Origin of the sequence: Pseudomonas sp. 44 R 15 (genome assembly GCF_900004965.1) — a bacterium.
GTDB classification, from domain to species: domain Bacteria; phylum Pseudomonadota; class Gammaproteobacteria; order Pseudomonadales; family Pseudomonadaceae; genus Aquipseudomonas; species Aquipseudomonas orientalis_A.
Window position 1 is genome coordinate 44,411 of sequence record NZ_CVTU01000110.1, and the last position, 20,123, is coordinate 64,533.

The 20,123-nt window shown below is 45.6% G+C and carries 12 protein-coding genes; 4 read left to right on the forward strand and 8 right to left on the reverse strand.

The window, feature by feature from the left end; all coding sequences use genetic code 11:
• The first annotated feature begins 262 nt into the window (after positions 1 to 262).
• A complete protein-coding gene (locus tag BFP93_RS20805) occupies positions 263 to 907 on the forward strand; it encodes a hypothetical protein (RefSeq protein WP_065894725.1) in 645 nt (214 codons plus the stop codon).
• A 1,004-nt stretch (positions 908 to 1,911) separates the two neighbouring features.
• Positions 1,912 to 2,598, forward strand: coding sequence for a hypothetical protein (locus BFP93_RS20810; protein WP_141687996.1), 687 nt, complete (start codon positions 1,912 to 1,914; stop codon positions 2,596 to 2,598).
• Positions 2,599 to 3,162: 564 nt separating this feature from the next.
• Here BFP93_RS20810 and BFP93_RS20815 read toward each other — a convergent pair.
• The 4 genes from BFP93_RS20815 to BFP93_RS20830 all read right to left on the reverse strand — a co-directional run bounded on the left by BFP93_RS20815 (position 3,163) and on the right by BFP93_RS20830 (position 9,912).
• Positions 3,163 to 4,938: a UvrD-helicase domain-containing protein gene (locus BFP93_RS20815; protein WP_065894729.1), complete on the reverse strand. Its 1,776-nt coding sequence runs from the start codon at positions 4,936 to 4,938 to the stop codon at positions 3,163 to 3,165.
• 1 nt (position 4,939) lies between these two features.
• On the reverse strand, positions 4,940 to 7,078 hold the full coding sequence (locus BFP93_RS20820; RefSeq protein WP_065894731.1) for an ATP-dependent nuclease: 2,139 nt from the start codon (positions 7,076 to 7,078) through the stop codon (positions 4,940 to 4,942).
• Positions 7,079 to 7,450: 372 nt separating this feature from the next.
• Positions 7,451 to 8,200 (reverse strand): PaeR7I family type II restriction endonuclease, encoded by a 750-nt coding sequence (locus BFP93_RS20825; RefSeq protein ID WP_065894733.1) that lies wholly within the window; start codon positions 8,198 to 8,200, stop codon positions 7,451 to 7,453.
• On the reverse strand, positions 8,200 to 9,912 hold the full coding sequence (locus BFP93_RS20830; RefSeq protein ID WP_256095232.1) for an Eco57I restriction-modification methylase domain-containing protein: 1,713 nt from the start codon (positions 9,910 to 9,912) through the stop codon (positions 8,200 to 8,202). The genes BFP93_RS20825 and BFP93_RS20830 overlap by 1 nt, the downstream gene beginning before the upstream one ends.
• A gap of 676 nt (positions 9,913 to 10,588) precedes the next feature.
• Here BFP93_RS20830 and BFP93_RS20835 point away from each other — a divergent pair.
• Entirely contained in the window at positions 10,589 to 12,070 is a 1,482-nt protein-coding gene (locus tag BFP93_RS20835; RefSeq protein ID WP_065894735.1) for an AAA family ATPase, read from the forward strand.
• Positions 12,067 to 12,753: an HNH endonuclease gene (locus BFP93_RS20840; protein ID WP_065894737.1), complete on the forward strand. Its 687-nt coding sequence runs from the start codon at positions 12,067 to 12,069 to the stop codon at positions 12,751 to 12,753. The genes BFP93_RS20835 and BFP93_RS20840 overlap by 4 nt, the downstream gene beginning before the upstream one ends.
• 680 nt (positions 12,754 to 13,433) lie before the next feature.
• On the opposite strand, the gene BFP93_RS27805 is transcribed toward BFP93_RS20840, so the two are convergent.
• From BFP93_RS27805 to BFP93_RS20865, 4 genes are read right to left on the reverse strand one after another with little or no spacing between them, the layout of a single operon-like run.
• The gene (locus tag BFP93_RS27805) at positions 13,434 to 14,807 is read right to left on the reverse strand and encodes a site-specific integrase (protein ID WP_083205704.1); all 1,374 of its coding nucleotides are present in this window, start codon (positions 14,805 to 14,807) and stop codon (positions 13,434 to 13,436) included.
• Entirely contained in the window at positions 14,808 to 15,335 is a 528-nt protein-coding gene (locus BFP93_RS20855) for a hypothetical protein (RefSeq protein WP_065894741.1), read from the reverse strand.
• Positions 15,332 to 17,593: a hypothetical protein gene (locus tag BFP93_RS20860; RefSeq protein WP_065894742.1), complete on the reverse strand. Its 2,262-nt coding sequence runs from the start codon at positions 17,591 to 17,593 to the stop codon at positions 15,332 to 15,334. Before BFP93_RS20860 ends, BFP93_RS20855 begins: the two co-directional genes overlap by 4 nt.
• Positions 17,586 to 19,859, reverse strand: coding sequence for a hypothetical protein (locus tag BFP93_RS20865; protein ID WP_065894745.1), 2,274 nt, complete (start codon positions 19,857 to 19,859; stop codon positions 17,586 to 17,588). Before BFP93_RS20865 ends, BFP93_RS20860 begins: the two co-directional genes overlap by 8 nt.
• Positions 19,860 to 20,123: the final 264 nt, after the last annotated feature.

The window sequence follows — 20,123 nt, forward strand, 5'->3', positions numbered from 1 at the left end:
GCCGACATCTGCTGCTTGAAAGGAGGTTGGCTGGACCAACGTGCCTTCACTCCTGGATAATTTTGCGAAGCGGTCTACGCCCTACAAAAAACGCTTCGCGGAATTGGTCCGGATGCAGCTACCGACCCATTGCTGCCATTCGTGCGGCCGATGATGACTACAAATCAGCTCAACGCAGAGGGCTATGATGTTAAAATGATTGCGCTATAGACATGCTGAAGATAAATTGTTACGAATATCAAATGGACAAGGATGGTACACGATGGAAGCTGAACAGCTAATTGCACATGACAGCTACTTTGGTTATACGGATGAGCCACTGCACCTGTGTTTTGAAAGACTTACACTCCGGCATGACAGCGTGAAAGTAGTTCTAGATAAGCTTCCTTACCTAAAATCTTCAGTTACGGGGCAGGTATTCTTTACCGCTCCAGCTGTCCAAATAATTGAAACAGAAGTGGCCTATGCCAAATCTCAGGGTAAAGAAAAAACTACGATAAATCAGTTGGGAAAGTTTAATCGTGGGAAACTTCCTATTGCAGGCGATACGAACTTTAAATACTCACTTGTAGAACATTTTTTTATCCCAGGACTGATCAGGAGCATTCCTTCGGACGGATACTTGACTCCTGTATATTTCAATCAGGACGTGCTGATCAAATTCGAGCATAGTGAAAGCTGTAATCTACTAAGATCGACACCTACCTCCGGCCTTATAACTACCAAAGATAACGTTCAGGTTCCATATGGAATTAACTTGTCTGGCAGCGTGGTGATGTGGTTGGGAGATATCATTAATCTCTCGGAAAAAGAGCACCTTTATCTTTACTCCGAAAACATTGACCCTCAATACGACTTACACTCAGACTTTTACCGAAACCAAATCCTAGGGGAGTGGCTTGGCTGAATCTCGCTTTTGAGAACTATTCTCCAAAGCACTTAGCTTGTTTCTGCGGTTCTTAATTGACAGGAATCGGTCAATATTTGCCTATCGCTAATGACTGCTTCTGGCCGGTAGCTGCCACCTGGAACCGGCAGTTTTTGATCCATAACGGATTGCCGAGTCGGGGTAAACCGGCTAGGGTGGACTTGGCGTCTTCTCGCCCAGGTCTATAAGCTGCAATCATTAGTCCCGATTACCTTCCGTAAGAGGCAAGCCTGTGTCTACAGATCCGCCATGTCTCGTTTTTATACCGCCGCTTGTATCCCTGCTTAAAGCGGCGGAGGATCGCAAAGGCACACAACTCAGCGAGGTAGAGGTGCTTGAGATTCGAGATCATGCAACCGCGACAGCAGTGCCTTTCAGTGCCGCCTTTGCGATGGAGAAAGAGCGGGGTTATAGAGACATCGTTCCGGAAGAGTGCTGGAAGGAATGGCAGCGGGTACGCTCATCGCTCTGAGTGACCGTGGGCTTCTCCCGTAGGGTTGGAATCCAAGAGATCGGATACTGAGCGGCGTTTGCCTATGGGCAGTAATCGACTCATTGCGACCGCTCAAAAACCTGCGAAAGTGCCAACGCTTCTGGTGGACGCAATGATGCCGGAATCAATGACCTGAATGATCTTTCCTGTCAATGATGCACAATCCCATACAGTAGGCTAGGCAAGCGTATCATGGGCGAGATCATTAAATACCTAGACGCCAGTATTCTCAGGTGTTATCGCGGATAGCGAAGCGCAGGAAAGCCGAGCGGAGTTGGTTTCGTGTATATTAAATAATTTATCTAAATAGCACCCAGAATGCATCAAAGCTAGCAAGTCGAACCAAAAGCTTGATGTTAGGGATAAGCTAGGTGGCATGAGTAAGTGCCGTCGTTCCTGACTGAATTCTTCGTGCCTAGGCTAACGGCGCTCGTAGAAAATCATCAATCCAAATCAAAAATACATTTTGGCACGTTTAACGGTAGGGTAAATGAGTAAGTTTGAAGAGCAAAAAAATAAACCGGTGCTTATTCACCTTTCCAAAAGCCCGGTATCAGATTTTTCAAGCGGGACATTTAGGGTCAGAACAGGGGGGCGGGTGTACGCGATGCGCTTAGCGCCTGGTATTCTAGACAGCCCCACTATAGGATTTCAGGTTAAAAGCGCACTGGTGTTCAAAGACGCCGCCGCACTTAAATTTATTAAACACGAACTAGAACCTCCCTTCTTTTTTAAACGTATATTTGGGCAATACGTTTCCTCCCAAATAGGGAACATCGCGTGGAATCAAGCAGATGCTCGCATAGCGTCTGATGTCCTTGAAATCTCGGATTTCACATTTGAAACCATTTCTGATGATGATGGAGAAATTATTCGCAAAAGAAATTCAAAAGCAAAAATTTTTAATTGGTGCTGCGTTTCTTTCATAATCCTCCTTGCCACAGTATTAACACTGTTTGCAATTTGGGGGAATGCAATAACTGAGTATCTTCCAATATTGAAAAGCTTGGATTCTATTTTGTGTAAGGCTGCTAGAGTGGCGAGCATGATCTGGTACTGGGTAATAGCAGCGGTTATCGCCTGCATCGGATCTGTCATCATTTATGGTAGGCTTAAGAAATTGCCACCTGGCGTGCTCTGTGGTCTCAAAGAGCTGGGCTATACCTCCTCAAGATAAAGACTGTTAATGAGGTGATAGTTATTTTCATATTCTCTGCCAACGAGTATCGAAATGAATGTGATATCACATTGACAACGTCACGGCCAATCCTTGGCTTGTCAATACGAGCAGTCACGGTCCTCTAGTAGACAATGCCGATCCCCCAGCATTGGTCGACAGTCGACTGGTGTGAAGGGCGTGGTTGGGTCTGGTGTCGCCAGTCGCAATAGACGCCTGTCGACCCAAAGCTGCCTATGACGAAAGAAAAAAACCGGCCAACAGCTGCCGTGCAGTCCAGCCAGAATGACATCGGGTCCCTAATCGAATTGACCAGCGACTGCAACAGCGCCGCTCTGATGATATGAAGTTGATTTACTGAGGGAGCCAGCCCCCTTAAGTTTAGGCAATGTGCATATTTTGCACATTGCTTACCTCTCCGCAATTAAGCAGCCGATCTAAAGCTAATCTTTAATTATAGAATGCTGAACCAAGCATCTATGGACACCAACTGGTATTTCAAAGCCGTAGCTTGATTTCGCGAACGTTTAAAATATAGGTAATAAGATCAAAAATTCAAACACGCTAAAAAGGTAGGGAGTACTGATGATTATAGTTTTTCAGAATGAAAGTGGGCGGGTTTCTTTTTCCCGCCTCAGAAATTAAAAAAATATTTTTACGTGCTCTAGACATTATGACATAAAGCAATTTATTCGCACTTTGCAACTGCTCCGGATCTTTATAGTGGGGAACCACGCCTTGCAACAGAGAATACGCGATGATGTTATCAAATTCGGCACCTTTAACTCCATGAATAGTTGAGATAGTTATCCCTGTACGGGGTCGAAAAACGCGCTTAAAACTTTCGATATTTTCAAGAAGCTCATTTCCATCTTTTTTTGCTCTTTCGATTTTTCGATTTGCGTGTTCAAAAAAAGAAAGATAATGATTTTTTAGGCCTGGGAAATGATCAATATCTATTTTCATCGCGCATAAGAACTCTTCAAAGTAAGACGTTAAATATGCCATGCCTTTTTTTTCATGAATTTTAATTTTATTCAAAAGCTTCAGTAATTCGCTTTTAGAGTGGGAGCATTTGAATCCTTCAATGTTTAATGCACTGAGTACCTCGGATGACCAGCGAAGCCGCCTGATATACATATCAGGGGCGGGCTCGGACAAGCAAATCTTACTCAATTTGTACCAGAAATTATCTAATTCCCGTCCAAATGGCACCATGCCCGGACCGTCAAAATCGCATTGGGGAAGGCGAGCCATTAATCTGCGAGTTAATTGGGCTAGAGACTGCCACTGGGGACCTATGATACAGATCTGGCTTTGTTGAATATTTAAATCATTCATACTGTACCTAACAAGCCTCACTATCTCGTCTTCAACGAATTTCGCTGAAATCGTAGTGTTGTACGTAATCAGACTCGGGTAATCCTTGTCTTCAGAAGCAGCGACCACATTGACGTTGCTCAAACTGAAGTGAGCGTAATAATCAATAATCTTACTGGATGATCTGTAATTCTGAACCAATGAAAGCTCTGTAATCGCCAACCCGGATAATTCACGGAAGTGCTGAACTTCGATTGGATACCCGCCAAGTGTTTTGAAAATTGCTTGATTTGGGTCTCCTACAATGAATGCCTTTGTTTTGCCCAAGCCAGCTTTAAAAATAGAACAAACTATTTGATACTGAATTTCTTTAGTATCTTGGTACTCATCTATAAGTACTAAACGAAATAATGCTGACAGTGCTGAAGCTATCGGCGGGTGCTCTCTCAAAAGTTTAGCGGCAAAATATAGAATCAACTCAAAATCTATTTTTCTAGTTTTGCGCAAAGTCCTGAAATATTTTTTCAAAACCAGCTTTATACTCTCATGCTTTTCCTTGTCGGAACTGATAGGGACGGGCTTGTCATTTTGAAAAAAATAGCCACAGTCTAAAGAAGTGATTTTAGGTCCATTAAGATCTTTGCAAATATCATCAAGTATCGCATCAGCATCTGGCTGATTTATAAGATTGAATCCTGATTGCAAACGAGGCACATATATTGAGTACGGCTTCAAGATCCACTCCAGACAAAATGAATGGATAGTGCCCACCCACAGCTGCTTGGTTTCCAAGCCTAAATTTTCTACGCGTTCCATTATCTCATCAGCAGCCCTATGGGTATAAGTAATGGCGACTAAAAATTCTCGGTGCGAGGAGATTTTTTGTAATTCGACGGCAATCTTGTATGTAAGAGTCCTTGTTTTACCGCTGCCGGGGCATGCCGTTAGAAAAACACTTCCTGGATAGTTTGCCGCGAGAATTTGCTCGTCATTTAGTTTCAAGAGGCTGAACTGGTCCATACTAAAGGCCCACAAGTTTTTGTATCAATTTATCAGTTGGAAAAAACAGTTCCAAAGCATTAATTAAGTTTTCGTAGTCTATAATTCCATCTTCTAAAGCCTGGATTTGCTCTTCAGCCTCATATACGGCTGCTGCAAAGTCCTGAAAGTAGTTAAACCGTTTAAAAGTGCTAATTCTGTACTGTAAAATTCGAAGCCTCAAGCTGTCAGATATACTTGGCTGCGCATCAAATATAGCATTTAGGATATAGTCTGGGATGGTAGTACAAGGGCTGATTTTATCGGCAAGTTGAATGGCAAACCAGCCCTTGCCAGCGTAAGTCGCCATAGTTAGAGCGCGCTTGCCATAGACAGAGACCCTTCCGGACATAATCTCTTCTCTGGAAAGAACCTTGGTGTCATCGTCTTGGTAAATTTCATCAACAACATCATGGACCTCTTCCTCATTGCCGCTTTTTATAAAGTCGACTTCAAACGTATGGCTTGCATAGTGAACACTTAAATAAATATTACCTTTACAAAAATTGTCCAGACGGACTTTACGTGCCACCCCAGCTTTTTGAGAGGCAGCCATTTTTTTCTTATATCTTACCAGTGCAGGGTTATCAAGATCGTCTTTATCCGTGTTCGCGATAGCTGCATCAAGATCAGTGATAATACTACAGTAGCGCCTAATTCTAGACTTATGAAAGACACAAGCTACGTTTTCAAACCCAGTGCTTCTGATGTTAATTAAACTGATTCCCAGCTCGTCCAAACTGATACCTAGCACTTCCCTCACAAGGGCCGGGATCATAATTTCTTCGGCATCGCCTTCTATGAGTATGACACCCTTGGCGAAGAGCAAACTACTTCTGGTTGCATCCAGATACCGTTGTAGGTTTCTAATTTCCTTTGGATCAAGCCCTGTAGCGGGTTGATACGACTCGCACAATCTACCCTTTCTAGCAAGGACGTTTACTTTTTCTATATTGCTAGCTTCTGATATATGAGTCGAATGTGTCGAATAAATAATCTGAGTGTTTTCGTATTGTATATTACCGAACAAAGTCTTTTGTATGTGCGTGTGGATATGCGCTTCAGGCTCTTCGATTATTAAAAAATTAGCTACTGACTCTTTTTTTCGTTGATACTTGAACTCTAATAGTTTCAGGGTTAAATATATTAAGTTTGCACCGCCCAAACTTAATTCCGAAATATCGCCAGAGTAGCTTTCGTCATTTTCACCAACAAATAGCTTGAGTGACTGGAATAACTTTTCGGCTTCAGTCGGTAAATCTGATTTTATATGAAGCGCTGCGGGTGCATACGCCTCACCTGCCGTTTCGGCTATCGTATCTATAATATCAAAACGAACATCTTGAACATCGGGTAAAATTTCAATATCAGCATTTAGAGCCTTGACTTTATCAGTTATCAGCTTGTATTTTTCAATATTAATCTCTTCACTTTTACGTTTCAGCAAATTAAGCAACGGATTTTGTCTATTTCCAGAGAAATCTGATACCACGTCTCTTAAAGCCTTAACAAAAGTGAACGAAACTTCTTTTGCTACAGATAGCTGATTTGGTATCGGCGAACCGATGAGGTGCGATGAAACTGCTGGGAACGTTACCTTCTTAAAATCTCCCACTATATTTCGATATACCGCTACATCAGCAAAATCAGCAATGCTTCGACCCGTAAAATAGGACTCATAATCAGTTATTGAAATTTGCGCCTGAAGTTCCCTTAGCGAATCATTATCCCCTGGAGCTAACTCTGAGAGTCTCATTCTGATAGATTGATTCGGGCGAAATATCAAATTATAGGTTGCTTTACCTACTTTACTACCATCAACAACTGCGCCCCGATGCAAAAATAGAGACTGAATTGCCTCATTTTGATCAACTTCATCGAATTCTAAACTTATTATTATCCAATGTCCTTTCCAGCATTCTTTCGTTCTGAAGAAATCTGTTTCCTCCATTGCGTATGCTGATCTATAAATGTTGGCGTCTAATAACAACCTTATCGCCCGGAATAGATTGCTTTTTCCCGAACCGTTTTCACCGATTATGGTGTTAACGCCTTTTCCAAAAATAAACCGCGCTCTTTCAAAATTTCGGTAGTTTACTAACGTTGTTTTTGAAAGGTACATTGGCACATTCCTTTGTATTTAGAGCACTGGCGATGTACGCCTAAAAAGTACGCCTAGTATCCGAGTAAGATATCAGAGTGGGCTGCACTATGTCTTCATCATATCCAAAGCTAATCCAAGCAAAACCAGCTGTGTATGCCCAAAGGCTGTGCAGCTGATGGTCCTGCATGACAAAACAATTGAAGCATTCGCTCTGCGTTAACGCCCAAAAATGGCCAGAGAATTCCTCCGTCTGACTGCCTGCACTTTTTTACACGATATATGATCTGTTAACCCAATTGACGAAACCCAATAGACATCTACTGGGCGCGTTCTTAAAACAACATGTTTACCCATAAACTTGGCATAAGGTACTGCCTACAGGGCTAAACTCTACCAAGCCCGCTGAAACCTAGCAGCGGTCATTGCGATATGCCCAGCGAAGGTAGTGACGAACGTGTTTAAACTAGTCAACGCGGACATGGCACCATATTCTCCGCTGTCTACGGCGGAACGGGGCGACGTGATCAAGGCAGTCGTCGTGTACAATTGCTCTTGCACCAGTCGTTGGCAAAGGACATCATATCGTTTCAAATATGAAGCTCCTTGGAACTCACGAAATACAGGGAAATGAGGCGACGCATCACGCACCGGGGAGCGCGATTTAGGTTCGTCCTCGACTAGCATCAACCAACCTATAAACGGACGCATTTGCTGGCCAAATGCTCCTTCCCTATAAGCGACCCATAGGTCATGTGCCGTTCCAATCGCTTCCTCTGTCCGATTATTAAAATTGTTACCGAATGATGGACCAACTTGACTCTTTAACTCAATGGCCGCAATTAACTCGCCCTTGTATATCACGATTAGATCCCATAGTTTTGTAGGACGAAAATAACCAGGCAGCGTTAGGACGGCTCTACTTTGATGTATTTCTGCATGTGATAAGCCGTTTGCTCGAAGTAGTTCAAGCAGCAAAACCATAAAACCATCCATGTTTTTGCCGCCTGTTACACCCGCTCTCTCACCTTGATCCAGAACACCCGCTTCTATTTGCTTAGCTCGGGCAGCGGTCCGGTTACCCCAGAAAGCTCTAACGGCTTCCGAAGCTAGCTGTTCATAATTCGCCAAATCTAAAGACATTAATTCGTGCCTCCTAGCACTGATTTTTCTTCGTTCGTTAGAGAGTAAAGCTCAAAGACTGCCGAGTTACACTTGTTAATGTCTCTACTAATGCCAGCTGCGATTAACTGTGTCTTCATTTCCTTAGAAATCTCTGCCCAGATGGGCAACCTTATCCTTCTAAGATACTGCGCCTGAAACCTCAGAAATCCCCCGCGCATTTTCGTTGAATATGTTGCGATGAATAAGCGGGTCACGGCAGAAAGCAAAACCGCCTGTAACGCGTGAAGATTCCAAGAGTCGGACGTTATATAATATAAATTATGATGGGGGTAAAGACGCCCTTCTTCATAGACAATATGAGCTTCGCCTTTAATATCTGGTATCAACAGTTTAGGCTTTAGTGCGATTGACGGTGTAATACGATCAATAGTTTTATACCACTGTGCCGGATTCTTCTGCGCGCAGTGCCTTCCTAATATAATATCCCGATGCCTCTCCAGATACTTTTCAAGTAAAGGATAGTTTTTCAGGTCTACCAACCCACCTTCGTCTCGGTAAGGGTTGATTACTCCTTGGCCCGTCCAATTCACGGTTCCCGAGCGAATATCTTTGGTTGTTACCAGCGGTAATTTTCGGCTAGGCTCAACCTCCAAGGCGGCGTAATCGCCTATAAAAACTTTGTCAGCACCAGTTGCAACTCCGATCCCTACCTTGCATCCAGCGTCCTCTAAAGCAGGAAAAATAGTTTCCAATCTCCGTATGATGGCCATTTGGTCAGATGACTCCAAAAGCCATGGTTCTACCCCTGACATCACACCGGTGATTTCCTTAATCCCTGTACTCGGCTTCTCCGCACGAAGTGCATCTGACAATAATTTTAAGCTTTCAACGCTGATATTCGGCCGATGATAAATACGAGTGGGTCCCGATTTTTCTCTAATTATCGTGGTAATGGCCGGATAAGCGACAACCTCGGAGTAAAATGCGGGGCAGTCATACATATCGATATAGTATTTTAGATTGAAATCTTTATCTACCATATTGCGGAGTGGGCCGCCGTAGCGATTTTTCATCCAGCGGTCAGCGCAGATAAATGTTAAAGAACCTTTTTTCGAGAGTAAGCTTAATGACCGTTCTATAAATGGAACATATAGATCTGCGCGATCATAAAGTGTTTTATATCGACGCCGATATTCACTCAACAGGATTGGCTGTATTAGTTCCTGCCTGACATAAGGGGGGTTACCAATTACAAAATCAAAACTTCCCTCTAGTTCACAGAGAAGAAAGTCATCCTGAGTCATCCAGAGATTTGCTAACCCAGACGCCTCAGATGGTTCCATGCCTGCGGCGGATAGCTTTTCTATAACCGCTGCACGGGTTTTCGCAAAGGTAGCACTGTGTAGCTCTACTGCCCGAATTGCACCTTGTAGATCGTTGATGGTAGGCGGGCAGGTGCTGACGTTACTCCATGCGGAAAGTAGCCGTTCTACAACCGGAATGAGGAAGCTGCCGCCCCCGCAAGAAGGTTCAAGCACCCTGTACTCGTGTAAGGGTGCATTGTCCGTGTAGCCGCACAGGTCTAGCATGAAGTCAACGACTTCTGGGCGGGTGTAGAAAGCGCCTAGCTCCTCCAGCCCACCACGACTTGCAAGCGCTTCTACTGCACCCGAGAGGTGGCTGCGATCCACATCAAATAAACCGGACGGGGACATTTCAGAAACTATCATTCAGGACCTCAAGCTGCTCGTGCCACCGCGTCAGGTTCAGGCACATCGATAGGTAGCGAGCCTACCGTACCAAGCGGTGCTTTGACAGAAAGACGATGCGAAAGTCAGCTTTGGGGTCATTAATTTGGGACATTCCTTAGCCCTTTCCTCGATTCCTTTCAGGCCGTTTCCCGGCTAGCCATCTCAAGCTTTACGAAGGTCAGCGAGCTTCATTTTTAAAAGATCTCTAAATCCTCGAACTCCACTTCCGAGACCTCTGCCGCAGGGGGAGGTAATCAAGATTGGTGCATAGTGATGAGACAACCTGTTCAGGAACCTGTGACAGGAACGAAGGGCATTCATCGGGAGTTCCGTTCGAATGAAATTGCACCCCCTGGACATGCTCGAATGTGTGCCATAGTGCACCATTGGAGGTAACTGGAACGTTAGGTATGCCTTGGGGCGCATACGGAATCCTTAGCGGCATCCGCTCGGGTATCTCCGAGCTGCGATCAGCGTCTCGCGAGCGCTGAAGGCAATCCGCCGAATGCCCACCTGGTAAAAGGCCAGGCAACCAGCCGTAGGCAGTTGGGACGACCTTCGATCAAATTCACGTACGCATCGGTGATGCCTGAAGCGGAGCGAAAGGCGTTACTGAATTTTCGATACACCAGAAGAACTGGGGCCTGTCGCCACTATGCATTTACACAGTCTGACCTTGACCAATGTTCGGCAGTTCGAAAAACGAACTTTCGAGTTTCAACCCGGCTTCAACTTGCTAGTAGGTGAGAATGGAGCCGGCAAAACAACGATCCTTCGCGGGCTGCTCGCCGCATTGGGTAGCACACGGCAACTGGGGCGCCGCCCAAGATTGGAAGACGATGATATTCGATTGCGCGCGGATCGAGCGGAGGTTACTGCGGTAGTTCAATCCTCGGACGACCAGCTGGACCAATTTAGGTTTCAGAAGACGCTTTGGCAGCGTGCTAATCGCTCAGCTCGTCGAGGTAATCTTCCATTGATTCTGCTCTACTCATCGAATGAAGCCATCTGTTCCGCGATGAAGATGAGACGTGCCACCAAGGTCCGGGAGGGCGGCAGCGATCAATTTCGGAGCGATGAAGAATTTTTATACGCGATTGAGAGGGATTTCTCTCACGGCTCAGCGGAAGTTGACGAGCGCCGGTTCGGGAACAGTCGGTCGGTAAAAGAGTTTGTTGGAAAAGTACTGTCAACATTTTCTCCTGATATGAATGACTTCTATTGGCACTTCGAGCCCTATGACTGCTCTCTCGTACCTCCGAAGGGAGCAGAAAAGAACGGGGGTCTGGATGAAGATACGCAAAAGCAGGCACGAAATTTTGCTTTGCGCAGGTTCCAAGAGGCCCAGATACAAAGGCGAAAGCGGCCCTTTGATTGGCCTGATCAAGCAAAGCTTCTCCTAACACCCGAGACGCCTGAGCATAAGCGCGACGACAGAAACCTCCCCAATCTGCGTGAGATTTGGGAAGGCATGAAGATTTCGTCAGAGGCCATGCGAGAGTTCCTTTTATCGTGTTCATTGGAAGTAAGACTCACTCCTCGAATCCTTCTAAGGCGTAAAATAGGCACGCTCAGTCTCAAGCAGCTTTCCGACGGCGAGCAGCGGCTTTTTTCGCTATTCGTTGACATTGGAAGACAGCTGTCTGTCAATCGCCCCAGCGATGCATTTGGTGACGGTGAGGCGATCATCCTTATTGATGAAATAGACGTACATCTTCATCCTAAGTGGCAACGCCGAATTGTTCCAGCATTGGAGGATCTGTTTCCCAACTGCCAGTTCATCGCCACCACTCACTCGCCGTTTGTGATTCAGGCGGCCGGTCGCCAACGGATAACCTTTATTGAGCCGCATTCAGCAGTGAGGCTTTTGGACGGGGGTAATAGTCTCGAAGATATCGCAGAAGATATTCAGGGTATTTCCCAACCTCAACGTAGTGTGCGAGCAGAGATACTAGGTATTGCTGCGAAACGGTACTTCACACTCCTAGAGCTGAAAGCGGTGGACGCGAAGCAGGTGGCCCCAGCCGATTTGCGCGACGCTGAAAAATCATACCGGGAGGCGAGCGAACCATTTACCTCAGACCCCGCTGTACACGCCTTGCTTAAAGTACTGATGATGGAGGGCAACGCCCAATGAGGCCTGTTACAAGGGGGCTCGCACCGAATGTTTATGGGAAGTATCAGGATGCAATTGGAGATCTAGAAGATTGCTTTGGTCGGTATTGTAGTTACTGCGAACGTCGTTTCCCTGCGCTACTAGCTGTAGAGCATGTTTCTCCGAAGAATTCCGACGCTGCGCGTGCGACCGATTGGACCAATTTTCTTCTTGGATGCGTTAACTGCAACTCAACGAAGGGGCATACGCCGACAAACGATCAAGACTTTTTATGGCCGGACAAAGACAACACCCTAACGGCCATCGAATACAGAGAAGGTGGGCTAGTCGAACCTGCGTCAGGGCTTGATCCGATGGTTGTGCCAAAGGCGGCTGCTCTTATAGACCTCGTAGGGTTGGATCGCCATCCTGGCCAGCCTGCGGAGAAACAGCCCACCGACCGAGATAAGCGCTACCTGGATCGTGAAGAGAAGTGGAAGCTTGCCCAAGACATGCGCGTCAGGCTAAAACGTAACGATAATGACGACTATCGGGAAGCACTGGTCAACTTGGCTAAGGAATCTGGTTTTTTCAGTATCTGGATTGCCGCCTTTGACGATGACCCAGACATGCGTCGTCGACTGGTTGAGACTCATGTCGGGACCGCGAGAGAATGTTTCGAAACTGACTGGACTCTCAAAGCCAGAGTTGGCGGCCATATCTAGACGCGATCACCACGCGCACACGGCTTTCAACGATCAGTTCAGCTGATTAGGGACTGAGTGTTAGGCTCTGTACGTAAAGTGGCTGCGCTCGGTGATGCTGCGTTAAAAACAGGCTCGGAATGCTCATTTACAACACGTAGATTCCGCTTCCTCGTCTGTTTTTGCCTTGCCTGACCTTCGCTCGCCGACTTTTCGTACAAAACCTAGAGTTGGCCTATCAGTACTATCACGTTCAACAGGCGGGCCTGGGAGAGGTGTTTGTCTGGCAACCCGAAGGCGATGTGGGGGTCGACATACCATGTCCCCGTGTCGGCCAATGTGAAGTTGCGCGTTCTATTGAAGAAGTTGCAGCAGAGAAGCTGCGTATTGCTGCGAACGTCACTAACGCGGCTGACCAGCATTGGAGGTGACGCAGTTGTTCGGGGTAAACGGCTTACTGGGACGGCTCGGGAGTGGATAGAACTGATCCTGGACACGTAGCTTATATTCCGTTCGTGGAGCTAGGCAGGCTCCGCGACGTCAAGCAGATGTAATTACGCGGTTACGATGCTGCGTGAAGAGGACCGCCCAACCCATAGGCCGTTTTTCTGCGAATGCAGGTAGTAAAACTATTATCTACCCGCACTCTACAGGTTGCCGCGGGCGCGCCGAGAACTCCAGAGAGCTGCATTCGGTAGGAGTCAGGAATTTTTAGATGCACGAATGGCGGCGATCTTCAATTCAAGAAATTCTTCGAGTTCTTCAGGAGTCATTTCAGATGTTTCTTCCATGAGAGAGTTTATAGCCGTATTCAAAGCTGGCTTTAGTTGTTTAACATTAGTGGCTCGCTCGACCAGCATATTGAAGAGCTTGCTTTTGATAGTCTTGACGTAAGTGTCAAGCGAAGCACGATCTTTGTGCCCTGAGTATTGCATGATCTCCCAAGCCACTGCGGCCATTATCGTATCAAGAGAACGTAGCGGGCTGGTACTGGCGCCAATAGCATCGAGTACAAGCTCTTCAAATTTCTTCGAAATATACAGGTGGCGAAGTTGGTGGGCATGAGCCTTTTCAGTAATCCCTGCGGCTTTTTTGAGCTTGTTAAAAGTCGTAGTGATATACTTAATCGAAAGCGGTTGCCCCGTTCTCTCGCTGATGAATAGCATATCACAGGAAAGCTCAGGGATTTTTTTGATATGAAGCAGAGTTCGGCGCTCAGTCTCGATGAAATCCCACACATCTTCTAAAACATGCCGATCAACAGGAATCTCACGTGTAGCGTTTCTCAAACCTTTCCTGGACTGCATCGTGACATGGGGCTGAAGTTCGTTGGTTGCCATAGCCATCCTTATCTTTGATACCAGAAAATTGCCTGCCTCGGCACGCCGTCCCCCTGTATGTTCAAGCAGCATAACTAAGACTTGAGTACGCCGTCTGATGAACCCATTTTTGATCGTATCAATCTGAGCTTTCAGCTTTTCGAGCGTATCATCACCCATGGCATGCCCAGTTCGAGATCTTCCATCGTCTTCAAGCAAGCAAGAGTGTGACCAGGTGTAGATTAATACGGGTGCGCCGGATACACGCCTTCTAGAAACCTTGATGATTCGCTCCGCTTTGATTACCCCCGTCGCGCTCACAAACTCAGGTTGGCCAACTGACCTCCCTACAAAATGAAGGAACTCCAAGTTAAATAGCAGTATTCGATTGATTCGCCGAACTCCAGTTTTTCTGCCACGGTAGCGGCGGGCCCTAAGCCAATTTCTAAAATTTTTGAAGCGTGAGTCTGTCATCTCCAAGAGATTGATCTGGCTGTCGTAGACGAAGTTCAGAAGAAGAGACATCTGATTTGCAAACTCGGTTAGACTGCCACCACCATCCACGATTGAGTAATTTTGATCGTACAGGTGAAGGATATATAAATTCCCGAAGAAGCAGGGGTGTCCGTTAGGTGAGGTGACGAATGGAATATCAGGAGCATTACGGTGGGTCAGTTTTCCTCGAAAATCGACCGTGTCCGGTAATGTGAAGTCCGAGCTTAATGACTTAACTACCTGTGGTTTGTAGCGAGACATTTAAACGTACTCCAGAACAACGCCTAGCCCTGCAAGAATTGAAAATATTTCGTTCATGTCAAGCGCGTGTCTCTCTTTGACCACGCTTGGCGGTAACGAGGCCAGTGTTTGATAGCGGCTCTGAATTTCGCGGATGACATAGGTGAGATGCATATTATGCTCACGCAATTGAGTAAGTTGCTGCTGTAAAGCTTGCGTTTTTTTCATTAGTTCTACTTTAGAGTCTGATCTCGGGGCATCAGAGTCTTTTGCCGGAGTGCATAGCTTAATTAACGCCTCCTTACGCATAACATCAAGATACTCGAAACCCCCATCGATTATCTCGTTGGCGGTATTTTTGAGGTTATTTAACGAAATCGCGTGTAGAACCATCTCGGGGAAGGAACATGCTGCAAAGGTAGCCTGGGATTCTAGGCTTGCGAGGAAAGATAAATGCGAATTAATGGGCGACTCGGATTGTAAGATGTCCTTGAGCAATTCATGCTTACGAAGGACAATTTCTACGCTGATCAGTCTTATGCTGCTCACAGATTCTTTACCTTAAGTGCCAGGTTGAAATGAAATACGGTGCTGCCGTCCGGATCTTTCACCTCAAAAAAATCAGGTTCCAGCGTGATTTTTCCTTGTTCAAGATAGTCCAAGATCTGACCTTCACAAGAATGCGAACGGAGGTAGTCATCAAATTCCGGTTGTGTTTGAATGAGACCTTGGGAGTGCATCGCATGCATGCTGCCGAAAATATCGCTGTAAGTTTTGATCTGAACTCGTCTCACATTGTGCTCTTTGCGAAGCATATCAATAAGCTCGTCAAGGCCAGCTATATCACGGTTGCCCTTAGTGAGGCTTGCCTGGATCCTGTTGGCTTTTGCCTCCTTAAGAATTCGGCCAGTTACAAGCTCAGTAACATAGTGGTAAAAAAGTTTGGCATCTGTGTGTCCCAGCATGTAACTAAGAGTTTGGAAATCGGGATTGTCTGTGCCCCAAAAAAAAGCAATTGCGAAAAAACGCCTAAGTTGATGCTGGCGGATGTAGTAACGTTTCTCAGTGCCTTCATCAATTATGGTGGGAAGCTTAAAATAGTCACATGCTGCATTCATACAGTTGTACTGACTATAGCGGTTGCCCTCACTCACTGTACCGTTAAGTCTGCCAATGCTTTTGAATAGTCGGCCGGGCGAGTTGATAGCCCCTATTGTATAAAGGCGCTGATTGAATGTTTTTAGCTTCCATATGAAAGATGCGGCTATGCGGAGCAGTGGCCTTTTCAAGGTTTCGCGCTTCCCTGAAGCTCCAGTCTTTTGTCCCTTGAAAACTAGGTAATATCGCGTTGCACAGTTTTCTGGCAAATTAGGGTCGGTTGAAGGTTCTAAACATGTTTCGCTGTCCAAGAATGCGATTTCGTCCCTGCGCCTCGCCATAGTGGCACCGATCACAGTATGAATGGAGCCTATCAGCACTTGATGAAGGTCGACTAGGGTCGAATTGCTTCGTACTTTCTCGTAGTAACCCGTTTCAGACCTAGGAATCGCCCAGTAATTTACACCTTGGGCTAGCGAAGTCTCACTAAATCGGCCTCTAGCAAAATCCTGGAAATTTTGGCCATAATCATCGGATTGAAGCTTAGCTTCGATGATCTCGTAAAGCTCTTGAAGGATCCAGTCAGCGTTCACGACGGGGAACTCGATACTGCTCCGGAGAGCTTGGAGTACTACCTCAATAGGAGCAGTCCGATAACGACCTGTCTGCTTGTAGTCTTTCCCCGCTATGACGCGATCCTTTGTGATCCGCTGCAACATTTCTTTGTCGATGCCGGTGGAGCACTCGTTGATCAAACCAATTTTACGGAAGGTCTGAATATAGGATGATAATCTGCGATGTGATGCACCATCATTCGCTACGGCCCTCACCTCTACAGGGGGGAACTCGCCCCTGTATCGCGTTTCACCTAAGTCCAGTTCAGGGAAGTGGTCCGGTTTTATATTGCGCCCGTTGAAGGTATTTTTATATATGTCAGCGATTATTGGTGCTGCGCGTAACGATTGGGCACCGGACACGCAAGTATAAAAACCCCTATTTTTTAAAAGTATTCGTGCGCGAATAACTTCCTCATCAGTGAGATCCAGCTCTCTCACAATGTCAGTAATATCAGAGCACAATTCGCCAGCGTGAATCGCGCTGGCTACTTGCTCTTCTTGAACTTCGTGGATACGCTTTTTTATCCATGTCGTGATGCGGCTGGAATAATCATAAATTGCTTCGCTTATCGGCTTTTTTGTGATCGCATCTAGCAGGCTGAGAACGCTGTTCTCATTGATTAGAGATAATCCAACTTCACATATTTTGAATCGCTCGCCGTTTAATAAAATCCAATCGGCAGTCTGTAAAGCCCAAGTCATATTTAAATAAGCTACATCAGGGCTAAAAGGCTTACCGCCGGTGTAGCGTGGGTGGATTTGGTAAGCGAAAAAATATGCAAACGTTAGTAGAAGGTTGTGGTTCTTAGCGTCGAGTAGGTTGGATCCGTCATAGAGTTCAATATCGAAGTCGATGACTCTATTCAGCGGTGGACGATTCTCAACTGGGATAATAAAATCCCATCTTGGCATGTGGAACTCGGTATCTGGTGCAAACCAATAGGGCTTTGTTAAACTACTCCCGATTGGCATATGAGAAAATACAAAATCTCTTAGCGCACGTGCGTCGTCCAACGGGTCGTCAGTTAGCGATCTGAAATTCGCCAATGCCTCTGGTGTTAGTTGACTCTGTTCGACAGATAAGCTAGGCATGTACGACGTCCTTGATCTTTTCCAGGAGTTGTTCACTAGGGTTAGCTTTGGAAAACAGTGCTAATACGCTTCGTGAGCAGTAGCTTGACAGAGTACCCTCTTTATGAAGATGCACGGCTCGGTATAATAGTGTTGCGATTGGGTACCATCGCATTGCCGCTGCGACTATCTCTATACCGGTTTTTAGGGCCGCGTAAATAACCTCATAGATGCACAATAAAACCTCTAGTTTTGCGAGATTAAGCTCAATATACATGCGGTCATGATCGGCGACTTTTAACTCGGTGCCAAATTGATGAGTGACGGATTCATTGTCTGGTATTACTTTATAATGCTTTTTGTGTGTGTGCAGAAACTCGTCGAGTTCCTCAAGAGTGTTAAAGTCCACGGCATGAAGCAGATAAGGGCTGTCTTTCATCGCTTCATATACGATGGCATTCTGGAAGAGTCTGATCCAGCGGTCCATCATATAAAAACGAAGGGCGGAAGGAATGTAGACTTCGCCCGACTCTGCATTCCCAGGCGCATGTCCTAATGCCACGGCAACGGCTTCCATGCTAATAGTTCGTAAGAACACCTGAATCGCTACTGCATCACGCAGTGAGCGGAGCGAAAGCCGGTTGATGATTCGTCCCACGCGCTCGTTAGAAAAGGTTTCGCTGACGTTACCCACCATCACCGCACGCATAAAAATGTCAGAATCCATCCTCCCTACTGGAGCGATAGTATCGATAGGCGCTGGTTTCTGAAATCCCCTTCCTCCGCTTAGAAATAGCCGTCGATATGAGTCGTCTCCGATTGATTTAAGATAATCACGAGCATCTTTCGTGAGCAGGATGATGTCATCAAAAATTTGTTTTGTGACCTTTGTAAGCACTACGGACTGTTGCTCATGACCTTTTGCGCGAGGCTTGAAGCTTGTTGCGATCCAATTCTCACCTGACTGCGTGTAGTTAACCTGCTGACCAGAACTATCAAATAGCTCAAACTCGATGAGCCACGGCGGGGTAATGATCGGGTGATGCTGTACCAAGACATGCATGAAAGGAAGCAATGTGTTCGCTCTGAGCGGCTTGGCGATCTGAAAAAATTCACCTTTCGTTATGACGCTGAATATCCCGGTATCGGCTATGTTGTATTTATATTCTAGCCAAGTGCGGCAGACATCGTATGTGGTAAATTCGCTACGAGATTCTAATTTGCTAAAGTTAGAGATGACTTTCCCTAACTTTGCGTTCTCAGTAATCTCATTGTAGTTGTTGATTTCAATTGAGCACGCACTAAAGCAGCACTTCTCGATGAAAGACAGCTCATCGTTTATTGCTGACTCAAATGAATTGAAAGCTTGCTCGTCCGAGAAAGTTAAAGGTGCATCAATGAATGCTTTCTCGAAAATTGTCTGATCTTCTTTTACGTCATGCTCAGATGCGGTGGCATAAGTAGGGCACAGCAGCGGCCATTCCGGCTTAGACATTATTACCGTCCCGGTTAGCATGTCGTTGAATAGCCCTATTGTCATAGGCCATCCATAGTAGAAGCTTTTGAGATCGAACCCGTTGGAGATAGTGTAGGATGTAAGGTTCGTAAACAATATTTCTACAAATTCGTTTACGTTTTTTCCAGCTTGCAGTAATAGTAACTTTTCTTTGTTTTGATAGAGCGTACACATCATTTTTGTGATTCGCTTTAGATGCACTAATTTAGTATGGCAGGTGTTATGAGAGAATTTTATTAAATGGCTTTTGATTAGATCTAGGATTTGATCTGTAAGTTGCTCGCCGTAGCAACCGTAAAAATCAATCAGGTTTGCGAATTTTATCTTACCGTCTCTGCATTCAATCCACCAGCCTGAGTAATACCTGAGAAGAGCATCAGACTTTGCGTTAAGTTTATAGAAGCTGACGCTTACTTGCTGTCTTGCTGTAATTGTATTTTTAACGCCATGATTCTCTCTGGTCCACTTCACGCCAATTGTCGCAGCTAATAAAACCTTCGCTTTGGTGCGTATCTGCGCGACAAATATATTTGTGAAGTTTGTGGTGGAAAGCAAAAACCCTTCAAGTCCGTAGAGGGTTTCATCAATTTCATCGATAGATGAAAATGTATTGTCATCAAGATGGATGCCCACAATGTGAAAATAGCAATTAAGGTACGCAGTGATAGCAGGCTTGACTGCTAGCCGATTATTAGCGCTAGCGAGTTTTTTTTGCATCCCAGGGGCGATGGCTAGCAGCGGGTATTCTAAGAGGCGTGAGGTGACAATCATGATTGTGCGTGTTTTAAGTTGGTGCTCTATTTGAAGTGAATTATGCGAGTTAAGTCAAGAGTATTTTTTTAGATTGTTGTTAGTGTTTCGGGAGACGAAAAGTGGCCCGGTGCTTGCTTTAGCATTTAACATTTTCGATTATTATTGTTTGGTTTTTTTTGTGCATGTAATTTTGTGTTTTCAACAATTCTTCAACAGGGTAATTCAAATGCTCGTTCGTCCTGATTTACTGGTTCGTAATTCATGCGTCTTCAAAATTTTGTA